Raw genomic sequence first — 22,714 nt, 5'->3', positions numbered from 1 at the left:
TCAAAGGCATTTTCCATTCTAACATAAATCACAACTCATATCCGCACTTTTCTTAAAAAAATTACATTTTATTATAAAACATCTATGAATGTTCGTCTTTTACTGCCTACAAATAACTGGATAAAACAAAAAAATGAGCATCAAGTTTCACTTGATGCTCACCTCATTATACCGCTTTTTCTTTATCTGCTACTTGCTCTTCCCAGCACTCTGTATTTTCCAGACCTGGAATAGAATTTGCGTAGAAGACCGGATCTTTTCCTTGTTTCTTCTGCTTAATATAATCTGCTAACGCTGCAAAAGCGTATTTAGAAAGGAATACGATCGCCACTAAGTTAATAACAGCCATAATCCCCATAAATAAATCTGCTAAATCCCAAACGATTTGAATTGTTGCTACAGACCCTAACATAACCATACCAAGTACAGCAATGCGGTATGCATTTAATAGCACTTTACTTCCATTTAAGAACTCAATATTTGTTTCACCATAGTAGTAGTTACCTACTAATGAACTGAATGCAAACAAGAAGATTGCCACCGCTACAAATATAGAAGCCCACGGTCCGATATGTTGACTTAATGCTTGCTGTGTTAATTGAATACCATTTAGATCAGCTGCACCAGGTACATCAGATAATAAAATGATGAATGCTGTACAACTACAAATTAATAATGTATCTGTAAATACCCCTAAAGTTTGAATGAAACCTTGTTTAACTGGATGCGTTACGTTTGCAGTCGCAGCTGCGTTCGGCGCACTACCCATACCTGCTTCATTTGAGAATAATCCACGTTTTACCCCTAGTAAAATCGCAGCTCCTAATCCTCCGCCCACTACTTCTTTAATTCCAAAAGCATGTAAGAAAATTTCTTTAAATACATATGGAATTGCCGTAATGTTTGTTACAACAACGAATAATGCCACTGCTACATAAATAATTGCCATTACTGGTACGATCATTTCAACCGCACGTGCAATACGTTTTACTCCGCCGAAGATAATAACTGCAAGTAAACCAGCCATAAACAGACCTACAAACTTACCATCTGTGTTAAACGCTCCATCAAAAGCCGCCGCTACCGTGTTTGACTGCACGGCGTTGAAAATTAATCCGAAACTAACCGTTATTAGAACAGAGAAAACAACCCCTAGCCAGCGTTTCTTTAAACCCTTTTCCATATAATACGCTGGGCCACCGCGGAATGCATTCCCATCTTTTACTTTATAAATTTGCGCTAATGTGCTCTCTACAAATGCAGAAGCACCCCCAATTACCGCAATTAACCACATCCAAAATACTGCTCCTGGTCCACCCGCTGAAATCGCGATAGCTACACCAGCTAAGTTACCCGTACCTACACGAGAAGCTGTACTCATACAAAACGCTTGGAATGATGATACGCCGCTCCTCTCTTTTTGCGCTTTCCTCGTTTTCGAGCTTGCTCCATCCCCAAGCAAACGAATCATTTCACCGAAGTAACGAACTTGGACAAATTTCACACGAAATGAAAAATAGAGCCCTAACCCAATTAACATCGCAATAATGACATATGACCAAAGGACATTATTTACATCCCCAATTACCTTAGCTAAAAAATCCATATTTGCATTGCCCCCTCTTCCTAACAATAAGAAAATTATATTCTAAAAACTTTTAGTAATCAAGAACTTTATGTTAGGTTTTATGACATGGTCACGTTACACTTATTAACATACATGTTTTTTTCACGTAAAAATATAACCAGTACGTGCATGTATCTAATACTCAATCACTCATCCCATTCGATCATTCATACTTTTAAGACAGTACGTTCCTACAAATAACGAGAGGAATGAATGAACAAAAAATTATATTAATAATTACCTCCCACCCTCTTCATCATTTACTACAACAAAAAAGACGAGCATCGAATTTATCTCGATGCTCGCCTTTTCATTATACTGCTTTTTCTTTATCCGTTACCGCTGGCTTATCCCAACACTCTGTATTCGTTAAACCCGGAATAGAATCTGCACTGAAAACTGGATCTTTTCCTTGTTTCTTTTGCCTTACATAGTCTGCCAAAGCAGCATATGCAAATCGGCCAAGAAGTGTAATCGCAATTAAGTTTGTGATTACCATTAGTCCCATAAATAAATCCGCCATATTCCATACAACTTGAAGTGTCGCAACAGAACCGAATAATACCATTGCAACTACCGCAATACGGTAAATTGTTAACCACGTTTTACTTTGTTTAATGAATTCAATATTTGTTTCACCATAATAGTAGTTTCCTAGAAGTGAACTAAACGCAAATAAGAAAATAATAATCGCTAAGAAGCTACTTGCCCATGGGCCGATTTGTGAACTTAATGCATTTTGTGTTAATTCAATACCTTCTAAATTTGTTGCTTTATATGCACCAGAACATAGTACGATAAACGCTGTTGATGTACACACTAAGAATGTATCTACTAAAACACCGATTGTTTGAATGAAACCTTGCTTCGCCGGATGCGTTACATCAGCTGTCGCTGCCGCATTTGGCGCACTACCCATACCTGCTTCGTTCGCAAATAATCCGCGCTGAATACCATATTTCATTGCAGCACCGATACCGCCACCTACAGCTGAATCTAAACCGAATGCACCTTTAAAGATCTCCGTAAACACATCTGGTATTAAATAGAAGTTTTTAATGACAACAAAAATAGCTACTGCAATATAAATAAGCGCCATTGGCGGAACAATCATTTCCGACATACGTGCGATACTTTTTACACCACCAAAAATAATAACCGCAACTAATGCAGCTAATGCAATCCCAACAATGTAACGCTCAATACCAAATGCATTTTTAAATGCTAACGTTACTGTATTCGCTTGTACGGAGTTGAAAATTAAACCGTAACTAATTGTAATAAGGATAGAGAACCAAATTCCCATCCAACGTTTATTTAAACCTTTTTCCATATAATAAGCAGGACCACCACGGAAGCCACTGCCATCTTTTATCTTATAAATTTGCGCAAGCGTACTTTCTACGAAACTTGAAGACGCCCCGATAATCGCAATCACCCACATCCAAAATACAGCTCCAGGTCCTCCCATAGAAATAGCTAACGCTACACCGGCTAAGTTCCCGATTCCAATACGAGCTGCTGAACTCATACAGAACGCTTGGAAAGAAGATACACTACCTTTTTTACGCGTCTTTCCAGTTAATCCATCACTCATTAGTCGAACCATTTCCCCTAAATGAGTAATTTGTACGAATTTCAATTTAATAGAAAAATAAAGACCTAAACCAATTAACATTGCAATAAGAATATATGACCAAAGAATTGTATTCGTTGATGAAACAAATTGTTCCAAAATATTCATATAATTAACCCCTCCTTTTCTCCATAAATCGAATTATATTCAAAAAATATTCAAAAATCAACATTTTTCGACATCTCATAACTTCCAAATATTAGGTTCCCATCGCCAATACAATATTCTTTTATGATTTTACTTTCAGCAGCTGCACATACTAAACAAAAATAATTTCATAAAACTACCCCATTGACAAAAACAACAACCTGTAACTATAATGATTACAACAGGTTGTAACAAACCCAATTACAATACATTCATTTACTTTCAGATATACACTTTAACAAAACACTTTGGAGGGATTTATTATGAAAATCGGAATCATCGGAGCAACTGGTAAAGCAGGAAGTCGTATTTTAAAAGAAGCATTAGATCGTGGACATGAAGTAACTGCAATCGTAAGAAATGCTGCAAAAATTACAGAAGAAAACGTAAAAGTTTTAGAGAAAGATGTATTCTCTCTTACATCTAACGACCTACAAGCATTCGATGTAGTTGTAAATGCATTCGGCGCTCCAGCAGGAGAAGAACATCTTCATGTAGATGCAGGAAATGTACTAATTGAAGCTATGAAAGGTGCACCTAACACAAAATTACTTGTAGTTGGCGGCGCTGGAAGCTTATTTGTAGACGAAGAGAAAACAACACGTGTATTTGATACACCTGGTTTCCCTAACGAATACCTTGCAACTGCTCAAAACCAAGGGAAAAACTTAGAAATTCTGCAACAAACAAACGATATTACTTGGACATTTATCAGCCCTTCTGCACTATTCGCACTAGGAAAACGTACTGGTTCTTATACAGCTGGTAAAGACAATCTTCTTGTGAACTCAAAAGGTGATAGCTACGTAAGTTATGAAGACTTCGCAGTAGCAGCACTTGATGAAATCGAAAATCCAAAACACGTAAACGAACGCTTCACAGTTGTTTCTGAAGCTGAATAATAAAAGAAAAACGCGCATAGATACAATATCTATGCGCGTTTTTCTTTTATTATATTCCCTTTACTTGTTCTAATCCACTTTGAGTAAATTTAAATGAAACTTTTGTTAAAGCTAATTGCTCTTCTAATTTACTCTTTTTATACCATTGTAAACGACTCGGTTCTGCATGATACACTTCAATAACATCTCCATACTCAAATGGAGTGCCATTTACTTGCTCAGCAAAATTCTTTGAAGTCTCTTGCCCTTCTGCTGTTACATGCTTTTTCTCAGTTCCATTTTGATCGTATAACGTAATTCCCATATATAATTCATTTTTAAAGTAGCTATGAATTTGTTCATCTGTAGACGTTACATGTAGTTTCTTATCCTCATGATTTAACGTTACAATAGAACGAACAACATTACTAAGCCCTTGGTATACAATGCTATCTCCATATGTTACTTCTACTGGTACTTCCGTCACTTTCTTATTTCCAAAACGATCTTTCGTTTCTACTTTTACTTTTTGTTCACCAATTTTTGTTGTATTCGGTTTTTCTACAAATCCGATTACTTCTCCATCTTTCACCTGAACAAAGTCTTTCGCTTCTAATTTTTCAGCGTCTATTCCGATTACTACTTTTTGTGGTACTGCCGTTACTTCTTGTAAGCTTTCCATTTTTTCAAAACCTTTTTCCGTTATTTCAAAGTACAACTCTTGTTTCCCTTTACCGCTACTTACAAACTCATTCTTTTGATACCACTTTAATCGATCTGATTCTGCATGATATACCTTAATAACATCACCATATGCGAAGTTTACACCATTTAACTGTTCTGCAAAATTTTTAGCAGTCTCTTGTCCTTCTACAGAAATAACTTTCTTTTCATTTCCATTTTGATCATATAGCGTGATTCCCATATATTTTTCCTTTTCAAAGCGATAATGAACTTTAGAATCCGTTGATGTTGCCTGTAGCTTTTTCGTATTATGATCCGCAGTTACGACAGAACGCGTTGTATTACCATTACCTTGGAAGACTAAACTATCGCCATAGATTACTTCCAATGGTACTTCTGTCACTTCCTTATTTCCAAAGTAGTCTTTCGTTTCTACTTTCACTGTTTGTTCACCGATTTTTGTTGTATCTGGTCTTTCTACAAATCCAATTACTTCTCCATCTTTCACTTGAACAAAGTTTTTCGCTTCTAATTTTTCAGCATCTGTTCCGATTACTACTTTTTGCGGTACTGCCGTTACTTCTTGCTGAGCTTCTATTCTCTCGAAACCTTGCTCCGTTATTTTAAAATACAACTTTTGTTCTGTTTCCCCTTTTCCCTTACCTACAAACTCATTCTTTTGATACCACTTTAATCGATCTGATTCTGCATGATATACTTCCACAACATCACCATATACAAAATCTAAACCATTTAATTGATTTGCAAAATTCTTTGAAGTCTCTTGCCCTTCTGCTATTACACGTTTTTTCTCGTTTCCATTTTTATCATAAATCGCAAGACCCATATATTTTTCCTTTTCAAAACGATAATGAACTTTAGAGTCCGTTGATGTTGCCTGTAGCTTTTTCGTATTATGATTCGCCGTTACGATAGAACGTATCGTATCGCCATCACCTTGGAAAATTACACCATCACCATAACCAACATTCACTACAACTGGAATTAAATTTTTATTCCCTTTTTTATCTATAATTTCTACTTTTACAGTTTTTTCTCCAATCCCAGGTTTATCTTGTATAATTACACCTGTTACTTTTACACTTTCTCCTAAATTTTGTACAAGTTCGTTTGCTTTTTTCTCATCATATGTAGTACCAACTGCTACATTTTGTATTTTTGTATCATTCGGCTCACCATATGGAACTTCATATGGCTCAGTCTGTTTTTCTCGAATTGGATTACTATCTGTCGATAACCATATTTCTTTTTCTAATTTTGGTAAATTTAATTTTTCAATCTTTTCTCTCGTAGCATCATTTGCAATTAATCCCCATTTATCAAAGAAAGGAATTAAATTTTGTCCTGCGACTTTTGACGTCATATAAATAAACATCTGCTTTTTCTCTTCATCAGATTTAGGCAGTTCTGTATCATGTAACAAACGATACATTTGATGTAAATTCGGATAGAATTGATCCCCATAAGCTAAATTCAACTGCCAAAACATAACTAATTTCTCAAATACATCCATCTTTTCTTGTGCATCCGGTTTACCTAAATAAGCAAATGCAGCTTCATAGCGCCCCTCTTGCTCTAACCTTGTTTTATGCCCGAATGTAGTTTGAACTGCCAAAGAATAAATATTAACGGTTACTTCTCCAAGTCCATCCCATAACCAAGTGTCCTGTTGATGTTGATGTCCCACTTCATGCCAAGGCCCCCATCCATCATTAGTTAACTCTTCTAGATTTAGTACTGACTCTAAATTCCCTTTACTATAAGCTGTTCGATAATAAGTCGCATACATATAATTGTCCGTATACCAGTCTTCAACAAAATGAATGGAATGTTTACCTTGATTCGCAACACCCGCACCATCTTTTGATAAACCTGATATCTTATGTTCTATATTAATTATTTCATCGTGTTTCTTTAATAACGCAGCTGGATCTTCTTGCTTCAAATGTTCCTTCACAGTTTCAGGGTGCATAGTTAATAAACTATTTTCTCCCTTCATTTCTATTGCATATGGATTAGGATTCTCTGCCAACATACGCTTCCAATCTTTTGTCGTATGCTTTCCTAAAATAAATAAAGGATTTGGTGTACCACCTTTTTTCACTTTAGCGACTACTTCTCCTGTGTTGTGATAATTATAAAAGTATAATAGTCCCCCATTTGAAGAAGAAATTTTATTCTCACCAGGATTTAAATTGAATTGTTTAGGTTCTTCTTTTTCATAAGAATATGTGCCAATATAGGCTCTAATCTGTTGATTCCCTTCTACTTGAATAACTACTTCTTCACCTGGCTTTACATAAATGCCCGTTGGTTCATAAGGAGAAAAACTCATTCGACGCTGATGCAACTCACGCATCCCTTCTACATCACCTTTTGGCAGTAATTGATACACTCGCTCTTCTTGCTGTTTCTCCTTATCTTCAATCGTCATCTCTGCATACACCTTAGGTAATTCAAGTCCATATGGCGTTAATAACGTAGCTAAACAAACACCAGCTACTAATACCCTACTCGTCTTTTTCTTCGACATAATCTGTGTCCCCTGTCCTGTTTTTAAACAAACCATCCTATACATTCATTTAATGAAAAATCCTATTATTTTCATAAAAACATTTAACGAATAGACTAACACCTCGCACACCTATATCAATTACTACCGCATTTCTCTAAATATATTCGCTTTCTTACATTGTAAAATTTTTATGTAATATGCCCTCCTCACTTCTCTCTATTTGTGATGAGTTCTCTTCGTACATAAAAAGAGAATAATAAAAAATATAATTTAGTATTGTCATCTATACATCTAAAAATAGTAATAGAATCTTACATTTTCTTCATATATGACCATCTATAGGCAGTTTTTCCAACTGAATTGTACACGCTTTACACTTTGTTTGATAGCACTCCCAATCAGAATAATGTTACAATTCAGTGAATTTAATCCATTAATCTTAACGTTACGATTAATGGAATTTAATATTATTTTAAAATAAAAACCTGTCAAAAAAGATACTACTCTTTTTTAACAGGTTTTTATTTTAGTTCAGTATACGTTTCATTATAAATCCTTTTCCATTTATCCATTCACCTTCAATTTCACCAGTTAAATGAAACCCAATGGATTCATTTAATTTTTGGGCAAGTTTATTCTCTGGATGTATGCTTAAATATATAACTTTTCTATCATATTCTTTTTGTAAATAATCTATTAGCAAACGCAATAATGTTTTCGCATACCCTTTACCTTGGCAATTACTATCAATCATAAATTGATTTAAATATACAGCCTTCTCTTTTTCTTCAAACCAACCATACATCGCGTATCCGATTGGCATATCACCGTCATAAAAACCTACTGAAGCAGCCTCACCTTTATATTTTGTATCAGCATCGACTAAACACTCTGAAACCGTACTTTCAATACATGCAAGCTGTTCTCCCGTTACTTTTAAATTGGCAATTTCATTTCAATTTTCATCCGTTACTTTACAAATATGAAGAGTCATAATTCCTTCTCTCTTTCTAATTTCTCATTTTCATTATACCTTACGGTGGTGTAATGAAGCCAAAACAAACGAATTCTAACCCTTTTCGTACTTCTAAAGAAAAGGTGCTATAGAAATTTTTCGTGGCAAAATTTAAACCAATAAAAAAGCATTGGCAAATGCCAACGCTTTTTTCATCATCTGTTATATTGATTCGGTTTATGTGGTTCATTTGGTGTATAGGGTTTATTTGGTTTATTATCATGACCATTTGCTTTTTTCCAACTTACCGCTAACTCTGGACTTGTTTTTTCTTCACTACGCTCAAGTAATACTACTGCATTTTGAATTGTCGGTGTGCCCTTATGTGCAATCCCTTGTAACTTCGTTAAATTCCCTATTACTTTGAAACTAAATCCACCAGCCGGTGTTTGTTTCGGAATTAAAATGCGGAATTTCTCTCCCACATTAAATTCTGTTTTCGCCTCACCTTTTTCATTTACGAACTTCGCGCCCTGCGGTGCACCTGTTGCCTGTACTTTATACGTTCCACTTTTCGCGTTAGTTTGTACTGTGTATAAACCTGTTTCAAAAAACTCATCTTTTAATACCGCTTCTTGTTCTTCTGTAGGCGTTACACTCATCGTAATTTCTTGTAACTCTTCACTAGCGTTTGCTTTTGCAACGATATCTTTCGTTACCTTTTCTACATTTTTATTACGGAAATCTAAATCATTAATATCGATTTGTTTTAACGCATTCCATACTGCAAGCTGCGTTGCGTAATGCGCTTCTCTCCAATCAGAAACACCTAATTCTTGTGGACTCTTTTGTGGATATCCATTCAATAGTACGCGGTACACGTTAATATCCACTTTCCCCATTTCCGGTAAATCTTGACCGCTCGGAGATTTCAAATCTACATTTAAGCAAAAAGCAATTTTGCCATCTGCCGTTTTAATAAGTTCTGTTCGAATTGGCTTCTTCTTTGACTTACTATAACTCCAATCCATTTGATACTTTGTATGATCCATAACTTCTGCAAATGCTTTTTGAAGTGGGAATAACACAAATAAAACACTTAAAAGCATAGCTAAAAGTTTGAACGATTGCTTTATATTCATGTTTACAGCCCCTTATAACAAACTTAATACTAAGTAGTATTTATTTAGAAAATATTTTTATACACAAAAAAAGAGTGCATAAAAGCACCCTTTTTTCTTTCTTACTTGAATCTTAGAAATCAAAGTTATCAGGATCTGGACCAACGCGGTGATTTTGATTTAACGCATCGATCTTTTCCATATCTTCTTTCGTTAATTCAAAATTAAATACATCAGCGTTTGCAATAATGCGGTGTTCTTTCGTTGATTTTGGAATTGTGATTACTCCATTTTGAAGATCCCAACGTAAAATAACTTGTGCTGTTGTTTTACCATGTTTCTCAGCAATTTCTTGTAATGTTTCGTTATCTAATAATTGACCTTGCATAAGTGGTGACCATGCTTCCATTTGAATACCTTGTTCTTTACAGAAAGCTTGTAATTCTTTTTGCGTTAAACGAGGGTGGTATTCTACCTGGTTAATCATTGGCTTAATTTCCGCATCTTTCATTACATCTTGTAAGTGATGAATTTGGAAGTTACTTACGCCAATTGCACGTACTCGTTCTTCTTTATAAAGTGTTTCTAACGCTCTCCACGTATCTTTGTATTTCCCTTCTACAGGCCAATGAACAAGATATAAATCTAAATAATCTAGCTCTAATTTTTTTAAGCTCTCTTCATATGCAGCAAGTGTCGTTTCATATCCTTGATCTGCATTCCACACTTTTGAAGTGATGAATAAATCTTCTCGAGAAATGCCCGCTTCTTTTATACCAGCGCGGATTCCTTCTCCAACCGCTTTTTCGTTTCCATAAATCGCGGCTGTATCAATACTGCGATATCCTGCTTTGATCGCCGACTTTACAACCTCTACCAGTTCTGGTCCATCTTCTACTTTAAATACACCTAAACCGAACCAAGGCATTTCTACACCGTTATGCAATGTTATTGTACTTTGTAAATTTTTCATTATATTTTCTCTCCTTTATTTTGCTTGATCTCTTTTTTCTAATGCCATACTCCATGCTGTTAAAATAACAGCACCTACTACCATAACGCCGCCTACCCACGCCGTATGAATTAACCCTAACGAGTTCGTTACAACACCGCCTAAATAAGCACCAAGAGCGATTCCTGCGTTGAATGCTGCAATATTCATTGCTGATGCAACATCGACAGCGCTAGGCACAAAGCGCTCAGCCAAAATAACGACATATACTTGCAGCCCTGGAACATTCATAAATGCGAATAGTCCCATGAAAATAATTGTGATTAACCCAGCGACTTTAAATGGTGCTGTAAATGTTAAAACAAATAATACAATTGCCTGAATAAAGAACATGTAAAATAACGCTCGAATCGGATTATGATTTGATAATTTTCCGCCGACCATATTCCCAATCGCAATTGCAATTCCGTACACTAACAAAATGATTGTAACAGTACTTGCTTTAAACCCTGTTACTTCTTGTAGTAACGGAGATAAATACGTAAACGTTACAAATGTCCCACCGTATCCTAATGCAGTAATGATGAAAACAAGTAATAACCTTCCGTTCGTAATCAGTTTGAATTGATCACGAAATGATACGGACGTACCTTTTTTCAAGTTAGACGGAATCAGCATACTATTGGCAATTAAGGCAACGATTCCAATTACCACAATTATCATAAACGATGCTCTCCAGCCAAATTGTTGACCTATAAATGTTCCAATTGGTACGCCTGTAATGGTCGCAACAGTTAATCCAGTAAACATAAATGCAATTGCACTCGCACGTTTATTCTCTGGTACAAGCGCAGCCGCAATTGTGGATCCTATCGACATAAAAACGCCGTGTGCAAAAGCAGATACAACCCTCGCGATAAGTAACACTGTAAAACTTGTTGCCACTGCCGCAATTCCATTACCAACAATGAAAATAATCATAATCCACATTAATAACGTCTTTCGCGACATACTAGCTGTTAATGACGTTAATACTGGGGCACCAAACGCTACTCCTAACGCATATAAAGAAACGGTTAAGCCCGCTGTTGTAACGGAAACATGTAAATCCTCTGAAATAGATGGTAATAAACCGACACTAATAAATTCGGTGGTACCAATTCCAAACGCACTAATTGCTAGTGCCAATAAAGCAAACATACTTCTCCGATTCTTCTGTACTGCCGAAGAAGATATTGTATATGAATTCAATTGAACTCCTCCTTAATGCGAGAAATCCAATCATAATAGTATGAAAAAAGGCCTTTTTTCTTCTACAAAGATAATGTTACTGCTGATATATGCTATTATGAATGGCTTCACTCTTTTTTTGAAGAACGCACTTTAAAGTACGATAGGTACCAAAAAGTAACATAGGCACTTTTTAGTACCGTACTACTCATTTCCCTCTTACGTATGCTATTATGGAACATATTCAACATGATAAAAAGTACGTACTTTAAAGTGCTATAGGTACTTTTTAGTAACATTTAAATTATTTAGCTTCTTTTGTTGGAAAACTGACATCTACATTCATCAAAGGAGATTTTTATATGAAGAAATATAATATTCCCGTTGAAGCAACTTTAGAGGTTATCGGCGGAAAATGGAAAGTCGTTATTCTTTGCCACTTAACGAAAGGGACAAAGAGAACGAGTGAATTAAAACGTCTCATGCCTGGTATTACACAAAAAATGTTAACACAGCAATTACGCGAACTAGAAGAAGATGGAGTTATTCAAAGAAAGGTATACAATCAAGTACCACCGAAAGTAGAATATTCTCTTACAGACTACGGTTGGTCTTTAGAATCCATTCTTGATTCTCTTTGTACTTGGGGCGAATGCCATCTTGAAAAAAGCGGTAATACATCGATGCTAATTACAGAGGGTGAACAATAAAAAAGGAAAAAATGAACATAAATTTGTCCATTTTTTCCTTTTTTTCTTTATATATACGTACATTTCTAACCTTATCAAAATAATTTATGCGCTTTCACGCCTTGTCAGTACTACGTTATACGCTTAATATCGAATAATTAGGAATCATTTTTATGTTAACATAGGTGTATATAGTATATAATATAGGATATATATTATATACACTTTCCGGTAACGGAGCTTTCCATTATGCGGACAAGCCATGTATCGGACAGTTCATAAATAATAGGTAAGACATTATGGTTTTGGATTTATGATTTCAGCTTACTTGCTGGCATAAATTTAAAGGCATTTTATTGTGCTTTGTGAAACTTTGTATAAAGTTTCGCAAGCGTTTACTATCTTACCTATCAAAAATAAGAGTATTGCTATCGTAAAGGAGAATTGGAGATGCCAGAAACTATGACTCAAACAAAGCCAGAACAAGAAACTGTACAAATTTCTGCTAGCCAAGGACAACTTGATGTACTTGATCAGTTGTTAAAACCTGAGGTACAAGAATCATTAACTACACTAGTAGAACAGCTTCCAAAATTAACTGAGCTTGTTAACATTTTAACTAAGTCTTATGACTTCGCTCAAACTGTTGCTACTGATGAAGTATTAAAAAGCGACACTGTTGGTGCAATCACAGAGCTTGTAGAACCTGTAAAAGATACAGTGAAAAGCATGGCTGCTACTGCAATCGAAGCGAAAGATCGTGCTGACGAAAGCAACGAAGTTATCGGCCTGTTCGGTCTATTAAAATTATTAAAAGACCCACAAGCACAAAAAATGTTCCGCTTTGTGAACGCATATCTTCAAATTAGTGCAGAACGTAACAATAAATAAGTTAACTTATAACAACAATTAGTAAAGACGGGGGATATCATACTATGTCAAAACAAATTGTCATCTTAGGCGCTGGTTATGGCGGTCTTCTTGCCGCTTTAAACGTACGTAAATATTACAGCAAATCAGAAGCACAAGTTACAGTGATTAATCAATACCCAACACACCAAATTATCACTGAACTACACCGCCTTGCAGCTGGTAACGTTGCTGAGCAAGCAATTGCAATGCCACTTACAAAGCTTTTCAAAGGTAAAGACATCGATCTTAAAATTGCAACAGTTGAGTCATTCTCAGTTGATAGCAAAGAAATCAAACTAGCTGGTGGCACTACTTTATCTTACGATGCACTTGTAGTTGCTTTAGGAAGTAAAACTGCTTACTTCGGTATTCCAGGACTAGAAGAAAACAGCATGGTATTAAAATCTGCTGCTGATGCAAACAAAATCTACAAACACGTTGAAGACCGTATTCGTGAATACGCGAAAACGAAAAACGAAGCTGATGCTACAATCGTAATCGGTGGTGGCGGATTAACTGGCGTTGAGCTAGTTGGTGAGCTTGCTGACATTATGCCTAAACTTGCAAAAAGCCACGGCGTAAATCCAAAAGAAGTTAAACTTCTTCTTGTTGAAGCAGGTCCAAAAATCCTTCCAGTATTACCAGACCACTTAATCGAACGTGCAACTACTAGCCTAGAAGCACGCGGTGTTACATTCTTAACAGGTCTTCCTGTAACAAACGTTGCTGGCAATGAAATTGACTTAAAAGACGGTCAAAAACTTGTTGCTAACACATTCGTTTGGACAGGTGGCGTACAAGGTAACCCATTAATCGGTGAATCAGGTCTTGAAGTAAACCGTGGTCGTGCAACAGTTGATGCATACCTACAATCTACTTCTCACAAAGACGTATTCGTTGCTGGAGACAGCGCTGTTGTCTTCTCTCCAGATGGTCGTCCATACCCACCAACTGCACAAATCGCTTGGCAAATGGGTGAGTTAATTGGATACAACTTATACGCAGCACTAGAAGGCAAAGCATTCGAAGAGTTCGCACCTGTAAACTCTGGAACACTTGCTAGTCTAGGACGTAAAGATGCGGTTGCTACAATCGGAGCAAGCAATACTCCACTTAAAGGTTTACCAGCATCATTAATGAAAGAAGCAAGTAACGTTCGTTACTTATCACACATTAAAGGTCTATTCAGCTTAGCTTACTAATCTGAATATAAGCCCGAATCATGCCCAGCATGGTTCGGGCTATTTTTATCCCGCATTATCGGGCAGTAAAAGTCCGATTGGTTCAACTAATAATCAGTGGGGATCAACCCCTCCCACTGATTAAAGTTTCACTTTATCCGTAATTTTCTCTAACTTATTTATTCGGCAGAAGAATAATATAACCCTTTTAATTATCTAAATTTACTGATTATTTTACATCTAAATTATGTATACGAAAGGATGGAAGTATTGTTCCTACTCCCATCCTTTCACACAAACTATTCTCCTAACTTCACAAGGCTGTAGTTCTTCTTCCCTTTACGGATAATAATAAATCGTCCATCAAATGAATTTTCTACAGTTACATCCGTACCCACATCTGTTACTTTTTCACCATTCATAGAAATCGCACCATTATTAATGTCTTCGCGTGCTTGTCGTCTAGATGGTTCAATTCCTAAATCAACTAGCCATTCTACGATGTTTTTCGTTTCTTTTGAAGACTCGAATGTTGGCATCTCTTTAAAGCCTTGTTCAATTTCATCGGCTGTTAACGATTTAATATCTCCGCTAAACAACGCTGCTGTAATTTTCACCGCTTGCAATAATGCTTCTTCTCCATGAACGAATTTCGTCATTTCTTCTGCTAATACTTTTTGTGCTTCACGCTTATGAGGCTCTGTTTCTACCTTCGCTGCCAATTCATCAATGCGCTCCTTCGTTAAGAACGTAAAGTATTTCAAGTATTTAACGACATCACGGTCATCTGTATTCACCCAGAACTGGTAAAATTCAAACGGTGTTGTTTTTTCAGAATCAAGCCAAACCGCACCACCTGCTGATTTACCGAACTTCGTACCATCTGATTTTAATAATAACGGAATCGTTAATCCGAACACTTTCGCTTCGTGCCCTTCTAACTTACGAATTAAATCTAATCCACTCGTAATATTTCCCCATTGGTCACTACCACCAATTTGCAGTTGCACATCTTCTTTCGTGTATAAATGATGGAAATCCATCGCTTGCAAAATTTGGTACGTAAATTCCGTGAAAGAAATCCCTGTATCTAAACGACTTGCTACAATGTCCTTCGCTAACATGCTATTAATGCTAAAGTTTTTCCCGTAATCACGTAAAAACTCAATAATGTTTATTTCATGTGTCCAGTCGTAGTTATTTACCATCTTCACTTCGCTATTTCCGCCAAAATCAAATAGCTTTTTCATTTGCGCTGTTAACGCATCTACATTATGCTGAACCACTTCTAACGTTTGAAGTTGACGCTCTGATTGTCGTCCACTCGGATCACCAATTGTTCCTGTTGCCCCGCCAATTAAAATAACAGGATGATGGCCAGCTAACTGGAATCTCTTCATCATCATAAACGGAATCAAATGTCCGATATGCATACTATCACCAGTCGGATCCACTCCGCAGTATAGTGAAATCTTTTTCTCATCTACTAGCTTACGTAAACCTTCTTCGTCCGTCTGTTGATTAATGGCGCCGCGCCATTCTAATTCATCAATAATATTCATCTTTTGTCATCCCCTCTATTTTTTGAAAACAAAAAGTCCCTATGTCTATGACATAGGGACGATGATTCACCGTGTTACCACCCAGTTTGTATAAATAGCATAGCTACTCATACCACTCTTAGCAATAATATCGATTGCCAATCCGCTTAGCATTACCTAAGATACTCCAGAGTGTAATTCGCAAGTTTGTTTGTGCTAGGTTCCAGCAACCCCTAGCTCTCTCGTTAACAGTGACAAACTGCTACTGGGCTCTTTCAACGTATGTTATTTGTTAAATTATTAGCCATTATATTGAATTGAAAACAAATTGTCAACAATACCCAAATATTATTTCAAAATAATTCATACTTTTATACACTTTTAATTCAAAGATTACTGTAGATCTTCCCCAATAATCCTTACTTCTCGCTCTAACTTCACGCCAAATTTCTCTTCAACGGTCTTTTGTACAAAGTGAATTAAATCAATGTAATCTTGTGCTGTTCCGTTATCAACATTCACCATAAATCCAGCGTGTTTTAGAGAAACTTCCACTCCACCAATTCGCTTACCTTGTAGTCCTGATTCTTGAATCAATTTACCAGCAAAGTTATTCGGTGGGCGCTTAAATACACTACCACATGAAGGATATTCTAGAGGTTGTTTTGACTCACGTTTAAACGTTAAATCATCCATTTTTTCTTTAATTTCTTCACGTACACCTTCTTCAAGTTCAAATCTCGCTTCAAGAATAATGTAATGGTTGTTTGCAAATACACTCTTTCGATATCCAAATTCAAATGCTTCTTTCGTCAAAGTACGTAGCTCTCCATCACCTGTCATTACAACAGCTTCTGTTAATACAAACGATACTTCCCCCCCGTAAGCACCAGCATTCATATATAATGCTCCGCCAACTGAACCTGGAATACCACAAGCAAACTCAAGACCCGTTAAATTATGATCTAATGCAATACGTGATACGTCAATAATTGCTGCACCACACTGTGCTACAATCGTCGTTCCTGTTACAGTCACACCTGTAATGTGAATTAAACTTACTGTAATTCCGCGAATTCCACCGTCTTTAATGATGACATTCGATCCATTTCCTAAAAACGTAACTGGAATATTATATTCGTTAGCATATTTGATAACTTCTTGAATTTCATCATAATTCGTAGGCGCAACAAATACATCTGCTTTTCCGCCAACTTTAATATGCGTATGATTCTTTAACATTTCATCTTGTTTAACATGACCTTCAGGCAATACCGTACTTAAATATTTATAAACCTCTTGCATATTCATTTTACGATTCCTCTATTTCTATATTCTTTTTATCCCGTTATACGGGCCCATAATATCCCCACGTACATGAAATGAACCTAAAGTGGTGGATACAGTGTACCCAAAATCAATTCGAGACACCTATAAACCTCTTAATTTATAAGAGGTGCCACTCATATTAAAATATATATTGCATAATAAAGCAACCCAAATGGGCTACTAAACCTGACATGTCATCAGAAAGACAACAATTTGTAAAATATATTACTTTTTCAAAACACTATCCTTCAGTATCTTACTATACCACACGAAAATAAAGTGGTATTTTTTTGTAATCTTTACTTTATTTTCATCAATAAAAAAGATGCTTTTACCTATGTAAAAGCATCCCTTTTATTACTTATTGTAAATTACTTTTCGTTCTCTTCTTTTTCTTTATCAAACCATAACAGCTCGTCATTATCAACTTCACCATTATAATTGATTAAGATTTCTTCTCCCGCTTTTATATCCTTATAAGCGAAGAAGTTAAACGTATGGTTCTCGAAGACAATATCATACGTTGCATTTGGTTTATATGAATGATTAAATAACATACCGTATCCTAAAAGGATTGCCGTATGATTGATCCCATACTCAAATGCGTAATCAGCAAGTAACGTTTTCTCAATGTGTTCATGCTGTTCATTCGGATAAGAGATAACTGGTGCTGCGTGTATCAACTCACCTTTTTTAATATCACGAGTTGCAAATACACCTCTATTAAATTCTCCATCACTAAGTTCAGAAGTCTTAACTTCGATCATATGCGTCACCTATATAATTCTTTCTTTGAAGTATTTTAATTCCGCTATTTGCGGGGTTCAACTAATAATTAGTAGCGTATAGCCCCACTAATTAAAGTCTCACTTTATCTCCTTAAGCTTGGCAGAAAACGCGCAGAAAAGCAATTAAATTCCTATCAAGTATTCGTTTAAATGAAAAAGAGCACACATGATGTGCCCTTTTCAACCGATATTACTTTTCTAAAATATCTTCTAGCAACTTCACTTGCTCGCTAACAGTATGTAACGTCTTCACTGATGTATCATTTCGATGTTTTTCTTCTTCCACACTCGCTAACACTTCTTCCGTAGCCGCAGAAGTTTGCTGGATTACGTTAGAAGCATGTGTAACATCCTTTACGATATTCGTCGTTTTAACTTGAAAATTTTCTTGATGATCAACAATCTCTCTCATTACATCATTAATTGTATCAATAAACTTCCCTAAATCCGTTACGTTTGTTAAAACGCTTGCTAGCATTTCGTTACATTCTTCTTGTACTCTTTCTGATTTTTCTACTTGCACTTCTACCTTACTCGCTTGATTACTAAACTCCTTCAAAATCCCTTGAATTCTCCCCGCAGAATGATTCGATTCTTCGGCAAGCTTTAATACTTCATTCGCTACAATAGCAAATCCTTTTCCATGCTCGCCTGCTCTTGCCGCTTCAATATTTGCATTTAAAGCTAGCAAACTCGTCTGACTGGAAATATTCGTTATTACATCTACAATTTCATTAATTTGCTTCGATTGCATCATTAAATCTCTAAATATAATTCCTGATTGTGAAACAACATCATTTAAACTTCTCATATTCGCTTCAAAATCTCGTAAAGTATGTACACTACCCTTTGAAATCTCTAAACTTTCATCCACACGAATCGATGCATTTCTTACTTGAGAAATGATTTGTTCAATATTCCCCTCCATATCATTCAATACTTCTACCGAACGATGCATCATCTCTGATTGTGATTGCGTGCCAACTGCCACCTCTTCAAAAGCGAAATTAATTTCACTCATCGACTCCATCGATGTATTCATATTTTGTCTTAAATGATTGAAATTACTATCTAGTTTCACCACAGTTTCCTCAATAAGTCTTTGCGTTTCTTCTAGCTCCTGAGCTTTCCTCATTACTTCTTGCTTCTCATCACTTAAACGAGCTAACAGATTAGAGCCAATCTTCGTTACGCCCCACATTGCGATCGTTACGATCGCTAACAAACTCGCGAAGTTTGCAGCTTCAGATGCCGCTGTATAAGCAAAAAATTGCTCTGGCCAATAACTACAAAGAATAAATGTGATAACAACCGCGACTCCGCCGAGAATGATAACGAGACGTTCACTTAAATAAATAAGTGAAACTGCTAGTGTAAAGTAGACCATTTGAAATACCGCTGGGCTTTCATTAAAAGCTTGTACCATAATGAAAGACATCATAAGCAACATAAATGTCATGATGTATTTATACATTGATTCCATACTTTTTATAAAAGTAAAAAACGTTCCAAATACAACAACAGAAATACCACAAACCCAAAACGCTATTGCTCTCTCCGTAAAAATATATCCGTAATACCCAATCGCGATTATTCCAAGGAAGAAACTACAAATCGTGATAAACAGTAATAAATGATTTTTCTGTGATTCTTTCTCAAGGTTAGAAAAACAAGTTCTCTTTAACCACTCCATATATGAAGCCCCACCTTCTGCACTTAATTACTTCAGCTTAAATACCGCACTTACTGGGTTATGATCGCTATTTTCAAACTTTAAATCTTTCCCTTGTACATTTACAATTTCCACATTTGGTGAAACGATAAAGCCATCAATAATCGTGACAAAGTTTTCACCTTCTACATACTTCTTCACATCATCTCTCACCGTCATAACAGACGGATCTACAGCCCACTTAAAGCCTCCATCAGTAAAGTCCTTCGGTAACTCTACTAACCACTCAGGACGCTCTTTCACAAACTTCGGATCACTTAATTGAACGTCAGAAAGCAATTGATTCCAATCTCCGCCCATTATTACGTAATCACCATTTTTATAATGCTTGTTCATATATTCTTTTAAATACTCTACTTGCTGTTTTCTAATTTTCCCGCCTTCGTCATACGCAGACAAATGTAAGTTTACAAGTCTAACATACTTTCCATTATTAACAGGGATTGTATGTTCAACAATCGCTCGATCTAAATCGAATAAACGCTTTGGCCAAGGTTCCATTCCAGGAAGCTGGAATCTCTTCGCTGTTTGAACCGTATATTTAGAAAACGTACTTAACCCGGCCTCCGCATATCCCATTGGACTTGTAATTGGTACAGGGACCCATTTTGTGTCATAGTTCTTTCCGAACGACAAAGCATAATCAGGTAATCCTTTTTTCAAAAATTCATGCCCATTCACATCAAAAGATCGCAGTGATTTTATATCAACTTCTTGTAATAACGCAAAATCACTATTCTCATTTTGTAAAAACGAAAGCATATTCTTTAAGTTCACTTCAGTCTGTTCTTTACTACTAGAACCAGAACCCTTTCCTCCGTCCATAAAGAAGTCTTGGTCCTTATCTAATCCACCATATCCAATATTAAATGTTGTAACTTTAAATTCATTTCCTGTCGCTAATACGCGCTCTTTATTATTTTCCACCTTCAAACTTACAACATCAGCAGGCTGTTCTTTAGTAAGTGTCATATACCCTAAAAAACCACCGACAACTCCCACCCCTACTAAAATACATATAAGTACTATTTTTAATAATTTCTTCAAATAAACGCCCCTTTTCTAAAACACCCAACTTAATTATCTTTATTTTCAGTTAACTAAAACTGAATGACAGACATACGAAATATTTTATCACATTGAAAACCCTATATCACTATATTTAGTTTATAAGTAATAATTCTTGCTCTTAAATCATCAAAAGTACAAAATGCCCCAACTCCTTCACTGGAAATCCAACGCAATGTTTAGTACACTATATGTAATAATTATAGGCGATGGAGTTCGCCATAAACGCTGCTTAGCTAATGACTCCTACCAGTATAACTACTGGTAGGAGTCTATTTTTTTGAGCAAGCTATTTAAAGAGGTGAGAAAATTGATTTATATTATCGTTGGCATTGCCGGTATATTAGGAGCCCTCTCTCGTTATTATTTAGGACTTACTATTCATACATTTTGGCATCATTCATTTCCATTAGCTACATTACTTATTAACTTAGCCGGCTGCTTCTTATTAGCGTGGCTAACTACCTATATAGCTCGGCGAAACATCTTGCCGTCAGAGATTATCACAGGCATTGGGACTGGATTCATTGGTTCCTTTACGACGTTTTCAACATTTAGTGTAGAGACTATTCAATTGATCAATCATTCTGAGTGGAGCATAGCCTTCTTATATGTATCATGCAGCATACTTGGTGGCCTCATTATGTCTGGACTTGGCTTTACACTAGGTGATTTCTTAATTAAGAAACATCTTACGGAAGGTGATCACTTATGATAGAAGCTTTATTAGTAGCAACAGGAGGATTTTTCGGTGCTATTACACGATTTGCAATTAGCAATTGGTTTAAAAAAAGGAATAAAACTTCATTTCCAATTGCTACGTTTCTCATTAATATAACAGGAGCATTTTTACTCGGATATATAATTGGTAACGGAGTCACTACAAATTGGCAATTATTATTAGGTACTGGATTTATGGGAGCGTTCACTACATTTTCAACATTTAAGCTAGAGTCCATTCAGCTCTTCAATCGTAAAAACTTTGGCATACTATTTCTATATTTAAGTGCTACTTACATAATTGGTCTCCTCTTCGCATTCCTTGGAATGAAGCTAGGCGGAATATAAAAAAGAAAGCGACTCTGATCAGTCGCTTTCTTTCATAAGAAGTATGTCCCGCCATATGGAATGGAAAATAAACCTGCTGGATGCACATCGTAATGTACAATTTGCATAGGCGGCTGCGCATACGGCATATACTGACTTTGCATCATTTGCGCTACTTGTGCTTGTTGCTGCTGCATTTGAATGGCCTGATACACAGCATGCATAGTCCCTTGCGCTCCTGCCAGCGTAATAGCTGCTCCCACTTGTCTACCACTATAAAAATAATGATTCATCATGATTCAGCTCACTTATTATTTTTCTTGCATATAGTATGTTTCTATTTCATAGTGAGTGTTTTATCATACTGTCTTTTTTCGAAGCGCCGAGAAAAGAGCCACACACACAACCAAAATAATTCCAGTAAAAGTAAATAAATATGCTAACGGAATTAAGAAAAATGGCTCCACTAAAGTTCCATCTGGTTTCACTTCAGAACCAATTATATTAAACATGATGATGCATAACACTCCTAAAAATATTGGACTAGAAGCTAGTAAGTATTTTTTCTTCATCTTATATTCTCCTCTATTCGTATAATCTTTTGATTAGTTAACATCATATTACTCAAAATAACATTAATGGTCAATAATTATTTATT

The 22,714-nt window shown here is 36.0% G+C and carries 20 protein-coding genes, 1 riboswitch and 1 other annotated feature; of the genes, 6 read left to right on the top strand and 14 right to left on the bottom strand.

Translation table 11 applies throughout. The features are described 5' to 3' along the window. Window positions 1-166 precede the first annotated feature (166 nt). Together ACUN28_RS03655 and ACUN28_RS03650 are read right to left on the bottom strand one after the other, a co-directional pair. Entirely contained in the window at window positions 167-1,606 is a 1,440-nt protein-coding gene (locus tag ACUN28_RS03655) for an alanine/glycine:cation symporter family protein (RefSeq protein WP_016085637.1), read from the bottom strand. Between the two features lie 334 nt (window positions 1,607-1,940). Then, window positions 1,941-3,371, bottom strand: a complete 1,431-nt coding sequence (locus ACUN28_RS03650) for an alanine/glycine:cation symporter family protein (RefSeq protein ID WP_016085636.1) — start codon at window positions 3,369-3,371, stop codon at window positions 1,941-1,943. A gap of 302 nt (window positions 3,372-3,673) precedes the next feature. Between ACUN28_RS03650 and ACUN28_RS03645 the strand changes: the two genes are divergently transcribed. Continuing rightward, window positions 3,674-4,312, top strand: coding sequence for an NAD(P)-dependent oxidoreductase (locus ACUN28_RS03645; RefSeq protein ID WP_016085635.1), 639 nt, complete (start codon window positions 3,674-3,676; stop codon window positions 4,310-4,312). A gap of 49 nt (window positions 4,313-4,361) precedes the next feature. Here ACUN28_RS03645 and ACUN28_RS03640 read toward each other — a convergent pair whose 3' ends face one another. The 5 genes from ACUN28_RS03640 to ACUN28_RS03620 all read right to left on the bottom strand — a co-directional run bounded on the left by ACUN28_RS03640 (window position 4,362) and on the right by ACUN28_RS03620 (window position 11,739). Continuing rightward, window positions 4,362-7,529: a putative mucin/carbohydrate-binding domain-containing protein gene (locus ACUN28_RS03640; protein ID WP_033660221.1), complete on the bottom strand. Its 3,168-nt coding sequence runs from the start codon at window positions 7,527-7,529 to the stop codon at window positions 4,362-4,364. A gap of 508 nt (window positions 7,530-8,037) precedes the next feature. After that, complete coding sequence (locus ACUN28_RS03635; protein WP_307845681.1) at window positions 8,038-8,460, bottom strand: GNAT family N-acetyltransferase; 423 nt, start codon at window positions 8,458-8,460, stop codon at window positions 8,038-8,040. Between the two features lie 221 nt (window positions 8,461-8,681). Next, window positions 8,682-9,608 (bottom strand): thioester domain-containing protein, encoded by a 927-nt coding sequence (locus ACUN28_RS03630; RefSeq protein WP_016085632.1) that lies wholly within the window; start codon window positions 9,606-9,608, stop codon window positions 8,682-8,684. A gap of 112 nt (window positions 9,609-9,720) precedes the next feature. Then, complete coding sequence (locus ACUN28_RS03625) at window positions 9,721-10,560, bottom strand: aldo/keto reductase (RefSeq protein WP_016136928.1); 840 nt, start codon at window positions 10,558-10,560, stop codon at window positions 9,721-9,723. Between the two features lie 15 nt (window positions 10,561-10,575). Continuing rightward, on the bottom strand, window positions 10,576-11,739 hold the full coding sequence (locus ACUN28_RS03620) for an MFS transporter (protein WP_016136929.1): 1,164 nt from the start codon (window positions 11,737-11,739) through the stop codon (window positions 10,576-10,578). Between the two features lie 392 nt (window positions 11,740-12,131). Here ACUN28_RS03620 and ACUN28_RS03615 point away from each other — a divergent pair, with 392 nt between their 5' ends. From ACUN28_RS03615 to ACUN28_RS03605, 3 genes are all read left to right on the top strand, one after another. Then, entirely contained in the window at window positions 12,132-12,479 is a 348-nt protein-coding gene (locus ACUN28_RS03615; RefSeq protein ID WP_000760478.1) for a winged helix-turn-helix transcriptional regulator, read from the top strand. Between the two features lie 429 nt (window positions 12,480-12,908). After that, the gene (locus tag ACUN28_RS03610) at window positions 12,909-13,349 is read left to right on the top strand and encodes a DUF1641 domain-containing protein (RefSeq protein ID WP_001115309.1); all 441 of its coding nucleotides are present in this window, start codon (window positions 12,909-12,911) and stop codon (window positions 13,347-13,349) included. Between the two features lie 44 nt (window positions 13,350-13,393). Beyond that, on the top strand, window positions 13,394-14,572 hold the full coding sequence (locus ACUN28_RS03605) for an NAD(P)/FAD-dependent oxidoreductase (RefSeq protein ID WP_000043197.1): 1,179 nt from the start codon (window positions 13,394-13,396) through the stop codon (window positions 14,570-14,572). A gap of 278 nt (window positions 14,573-14,850) precedes the next feature. Here the strand turns inward: ACUN28_RS03605 and tyrS are convergent, their stop codons facing one another. The 5 genes from tyrS to ACUN28_RS03580 all read right to left on the bottom strand — a co-directional run bounded on the left by tyrS (window position 14,851) and on the right by ACUN28_RS03580 (window position 20,988). Continuing rightward, window positions 14,851-16,113 carry a tyrosine--tRNA ligase gene (tyrS, locus tag ACUN28_RS03600; protein ID WP_016085629.1) on the bottom strand — a complete coding sequence of 421 codons (1,263 nt, stop codon included), beginning with the start codon at window positions 16,111-16,113 and terminating at the stop codon, window positions 14,851-14,853. 51 nt (window positions 16,114-16,164) lie between these two features. Further along, window positions 16,165-16,380 (bottom strand) — a binding site (T-box leader). Between the two features lie 105 nt (window positions 16,381-16,485). Next, entirely contained in the window at window positions 16,486-17,403 is a 918-nt protein-coding gene (gene murB, locus ACUN28_RS03595) for a UDP-N-acetylmuramate dehydrogenase (RefSeq protein WP_016085628.1), read from the bottom strand. 389 nt (window positions 17,404-17,792) lie between these two features. Further along, window positions 17,793-18,188, bottom strand: a complete 396-nt coding sequence (locus ACUN28_RS03590; protein WP_000573647.1) for an SET domain-containing protein — start codon at window positions 18,186-18,188, stop codon at window positions 17,793-17,795. A gap of 211 nt (window positions 18,189-18,399) precedes the next feature. Further along, window positions 18,400-19,902, bottom strand: coding sequence for a DUF4077 domain-containing protein (locus tag ACUN28_RS03585; protein WP_016136930.1), 1,503 nt, complete (start codon window positions 19,900-19,902; stop codon window positions 18,400-18,402). Window positions 19,903-19,929: 27 nt separating this feature from the next. Then, entirely contained in the window at window positions 19,930-20,988 is a 1,059-nt protein-coding gene (locus ACUN28_RS03580) for an endonuclease/exonuclease/phosphatase family protein (RefSeq protein WP_016085626.1), read from the bottom strand. Between the two features lie 217 nt (window positions 20,989-21,205). After that, a riboswitch (Fluoride riboswitch) is annotated at window positions 21,206-21,265 on the top strand. A 54-nt stretch (window positions 21,266-21,319) separates the two neighbouring features. Here ACUN28_RS03580 and crcB (ACUN28_RS03575) point away from each other — a divergent pair. Both crcB (ACUN28_RS03575) and crcB (ACUN28_RS03570) read left to right on the top strand, forming a co-directional pair. Further along, window positions 21,320-21,724: a fluoride efflux transporter CrcB gene (gene crcB / locus ACUN28_RS03575; RefSeq protein ID WP_016135987.1), complete on the top strand. Its 405-nt coding sequence runs from the start codon at window positions 21,320-21,322 to the stop codon at window positions 21,722-21,724. Beyond that, window positions 21,721-22,077, top strand: a complete 357-nt coding sequence (gene crcB, locus ACUN28_RS03570; protein WP_016135988.1) for a fluoride efflux transporter CrcB — start codon at window positions 21,721-21,723, stop codon at window positions 22,075-22,077. The genes crcB (ACUN28_RS03575) and crcB (ACUN28_RS03570) overlap by 4 nt, the downstream gene beginning before the upstream one ends. 32 nt (window positions 22,078-22,109) lie before the next feature. Here crcB (ACUN28_RS03570) and ACUN28_RS03565 read toward each other — a convergent pair whose 3' ends face one another. Further along, window positions 22,110-22,352 (bottom strand): DUF3947 family protein, encoded by a 243-nt coding sequence (locus tag ACUN28_RS03565; protein ID WP_000980972.1) that lies wholly within the window; start codon window positions 22,350-22,352, stop codon window positions 22,110-22,112. Between the two features lie 63 nt (window positions 22,353-22,415). Next, window positions 22,416-22,628, bottom strand: a complete 213-nt coding sequence (locus ACUN28_RS03560) for a DUF3955 domain-containing protein (protein WP_016136931.1) — start codon at window positions 22,626-22,628, stop codon at window positions 22,416-22,418. Window positions 22,629-22,714 lie beyond the last annotated feature (86 nt).

It is taken from the genome of Bacillus sp. WC2507, from assembly GCF_052656125.1.
Note: the sequence above shows the minus strand (reverse complement) of the source record. Positions and strands in the feature narration are given on the sequence as shown.

Excerpts from the sequence above, each read along its gene's own strand:
- ACUN28_RS03655 (WP_016085637.1), bottom strand. The coding sequence starts at position 1,606 with ATGGATTTTTTAGCTAAGGTAATTGGGGATGTAAATAATGTCCTTTGG.
- ACUN28_RS03650 (WP_016085636.1), bottom strand. The coding sequence starts at position 3,371 with ATGAATATTTTGGAACAATTTGTTTCATCAACGAATACAATTCTTTGG.
- ACUN28_RS03645 (WP_016085635.1), top strand. The coding sequence starts at position 3,674 with ATGAAAATCGGAATCATCGGAGCAACTGGTAAAGCAGGAAGTCGTATT.
- ACUN28_RS03640 (WP_033660221.1), bottom strand. The coding sequence starts at position 7,529 with ATGTCGAAGAAAAAGACGAGTAGGGTATTAGTAGCTGGTGTTTGTTTA.
- ACUN28_RS03630 (WP_016085632.1), bottom strand. The coding sequence starts at position 9,608 with ATGAATATAAAGCAATCGTTCAAACTTTTAGCTATGCTTTTAAGTGTT.
- ACUN28_RS03625 (WP_016136928.1), bottom strand. The coding sequence starts at position 10,560 with ATGAAAAATTTACAAAGTACAATAACATTGCATAACGGTGTAGAAATG.
- ACUN28_RS03620 (WP_016136929.1), bottom strand. The coding sequence starts at position 11,739 with ATGTTTGCTTTATTGGCACTAGCAATTAGTGCGTTTGGAATTGGTACC.
- ACUN28_RS03615 (WP_000760478.1), top strand. The coding sequence starts at position 12,132 with ATGAAGAAATATAATATTCCCGTTGAAGCAACTTTAGAGGTTATCGGC.
- ACUN28_RS03610 (WP_001115309.1), top strand. The coding sequence starts at position 12,909 with ATGCCAGAAACTATGACTCAAACAAAGCCAGAACAAGAAACTGTACAA.
- ACUN28_RS03605 (WP_000043197.1), top strand. The coding sequence starts at position 13,394 with ATGTCAAAACAAATTGTCATCTTAGGCGCTGGTTATGGCGGTCTTCTT.
- tyrS (WP_016085629.1), bottom strand. The coding sequence starts at position 16,113 with ATGAATATTATTGATGAATTAGAATGGCGCGGCGCCATTAATCAACAG.
- murB (WP_016085628.1), bottom strand. The coding sequence starts at position 17,403 with ATGAATATGCAAGAGGTTTATAAATATTTAAGTACGGTATTGCCTGAA.
- ACUN28_RS03590 (WP_000573647.1), bottom strand. The coding sequence starts at position 18,188 with ATGATCGAAGTTAAGACTTCTGAACTTAGTGATGGAGAATTTAATAGA.
- ACUN28_RS03585 (WP_016136930.1), bottom strand. The coding sequence starts at position 19,902 with ATGGAGTGGTTAAAGAGAACTTGTTTTTCTAACCTTGAGAAAGAATCA.
- crcB (WP_016135988.1), top strand. The coding sequence starts at position 21,721 with ATGATAGAAGCTTTATTAGTAGCAACAGGAGGATTTTTCGGTGCTATT.
- ACUN28_RS03565 (WP_000980972.1), bottom strand. The coding sequence starts at position 22,352 with ATGATGAATCATTATTTTTATAGTGGTAGACAAGTGGGAGCAGCTATT.
- ACUN28_RS03560 (WP_016136931.1), bottom strand. The coding sequence starts at position 22,628 with ATGAAGAAAAAATACTTACTAGCTTCTAGTCCAATATTTTTAGGAGTG.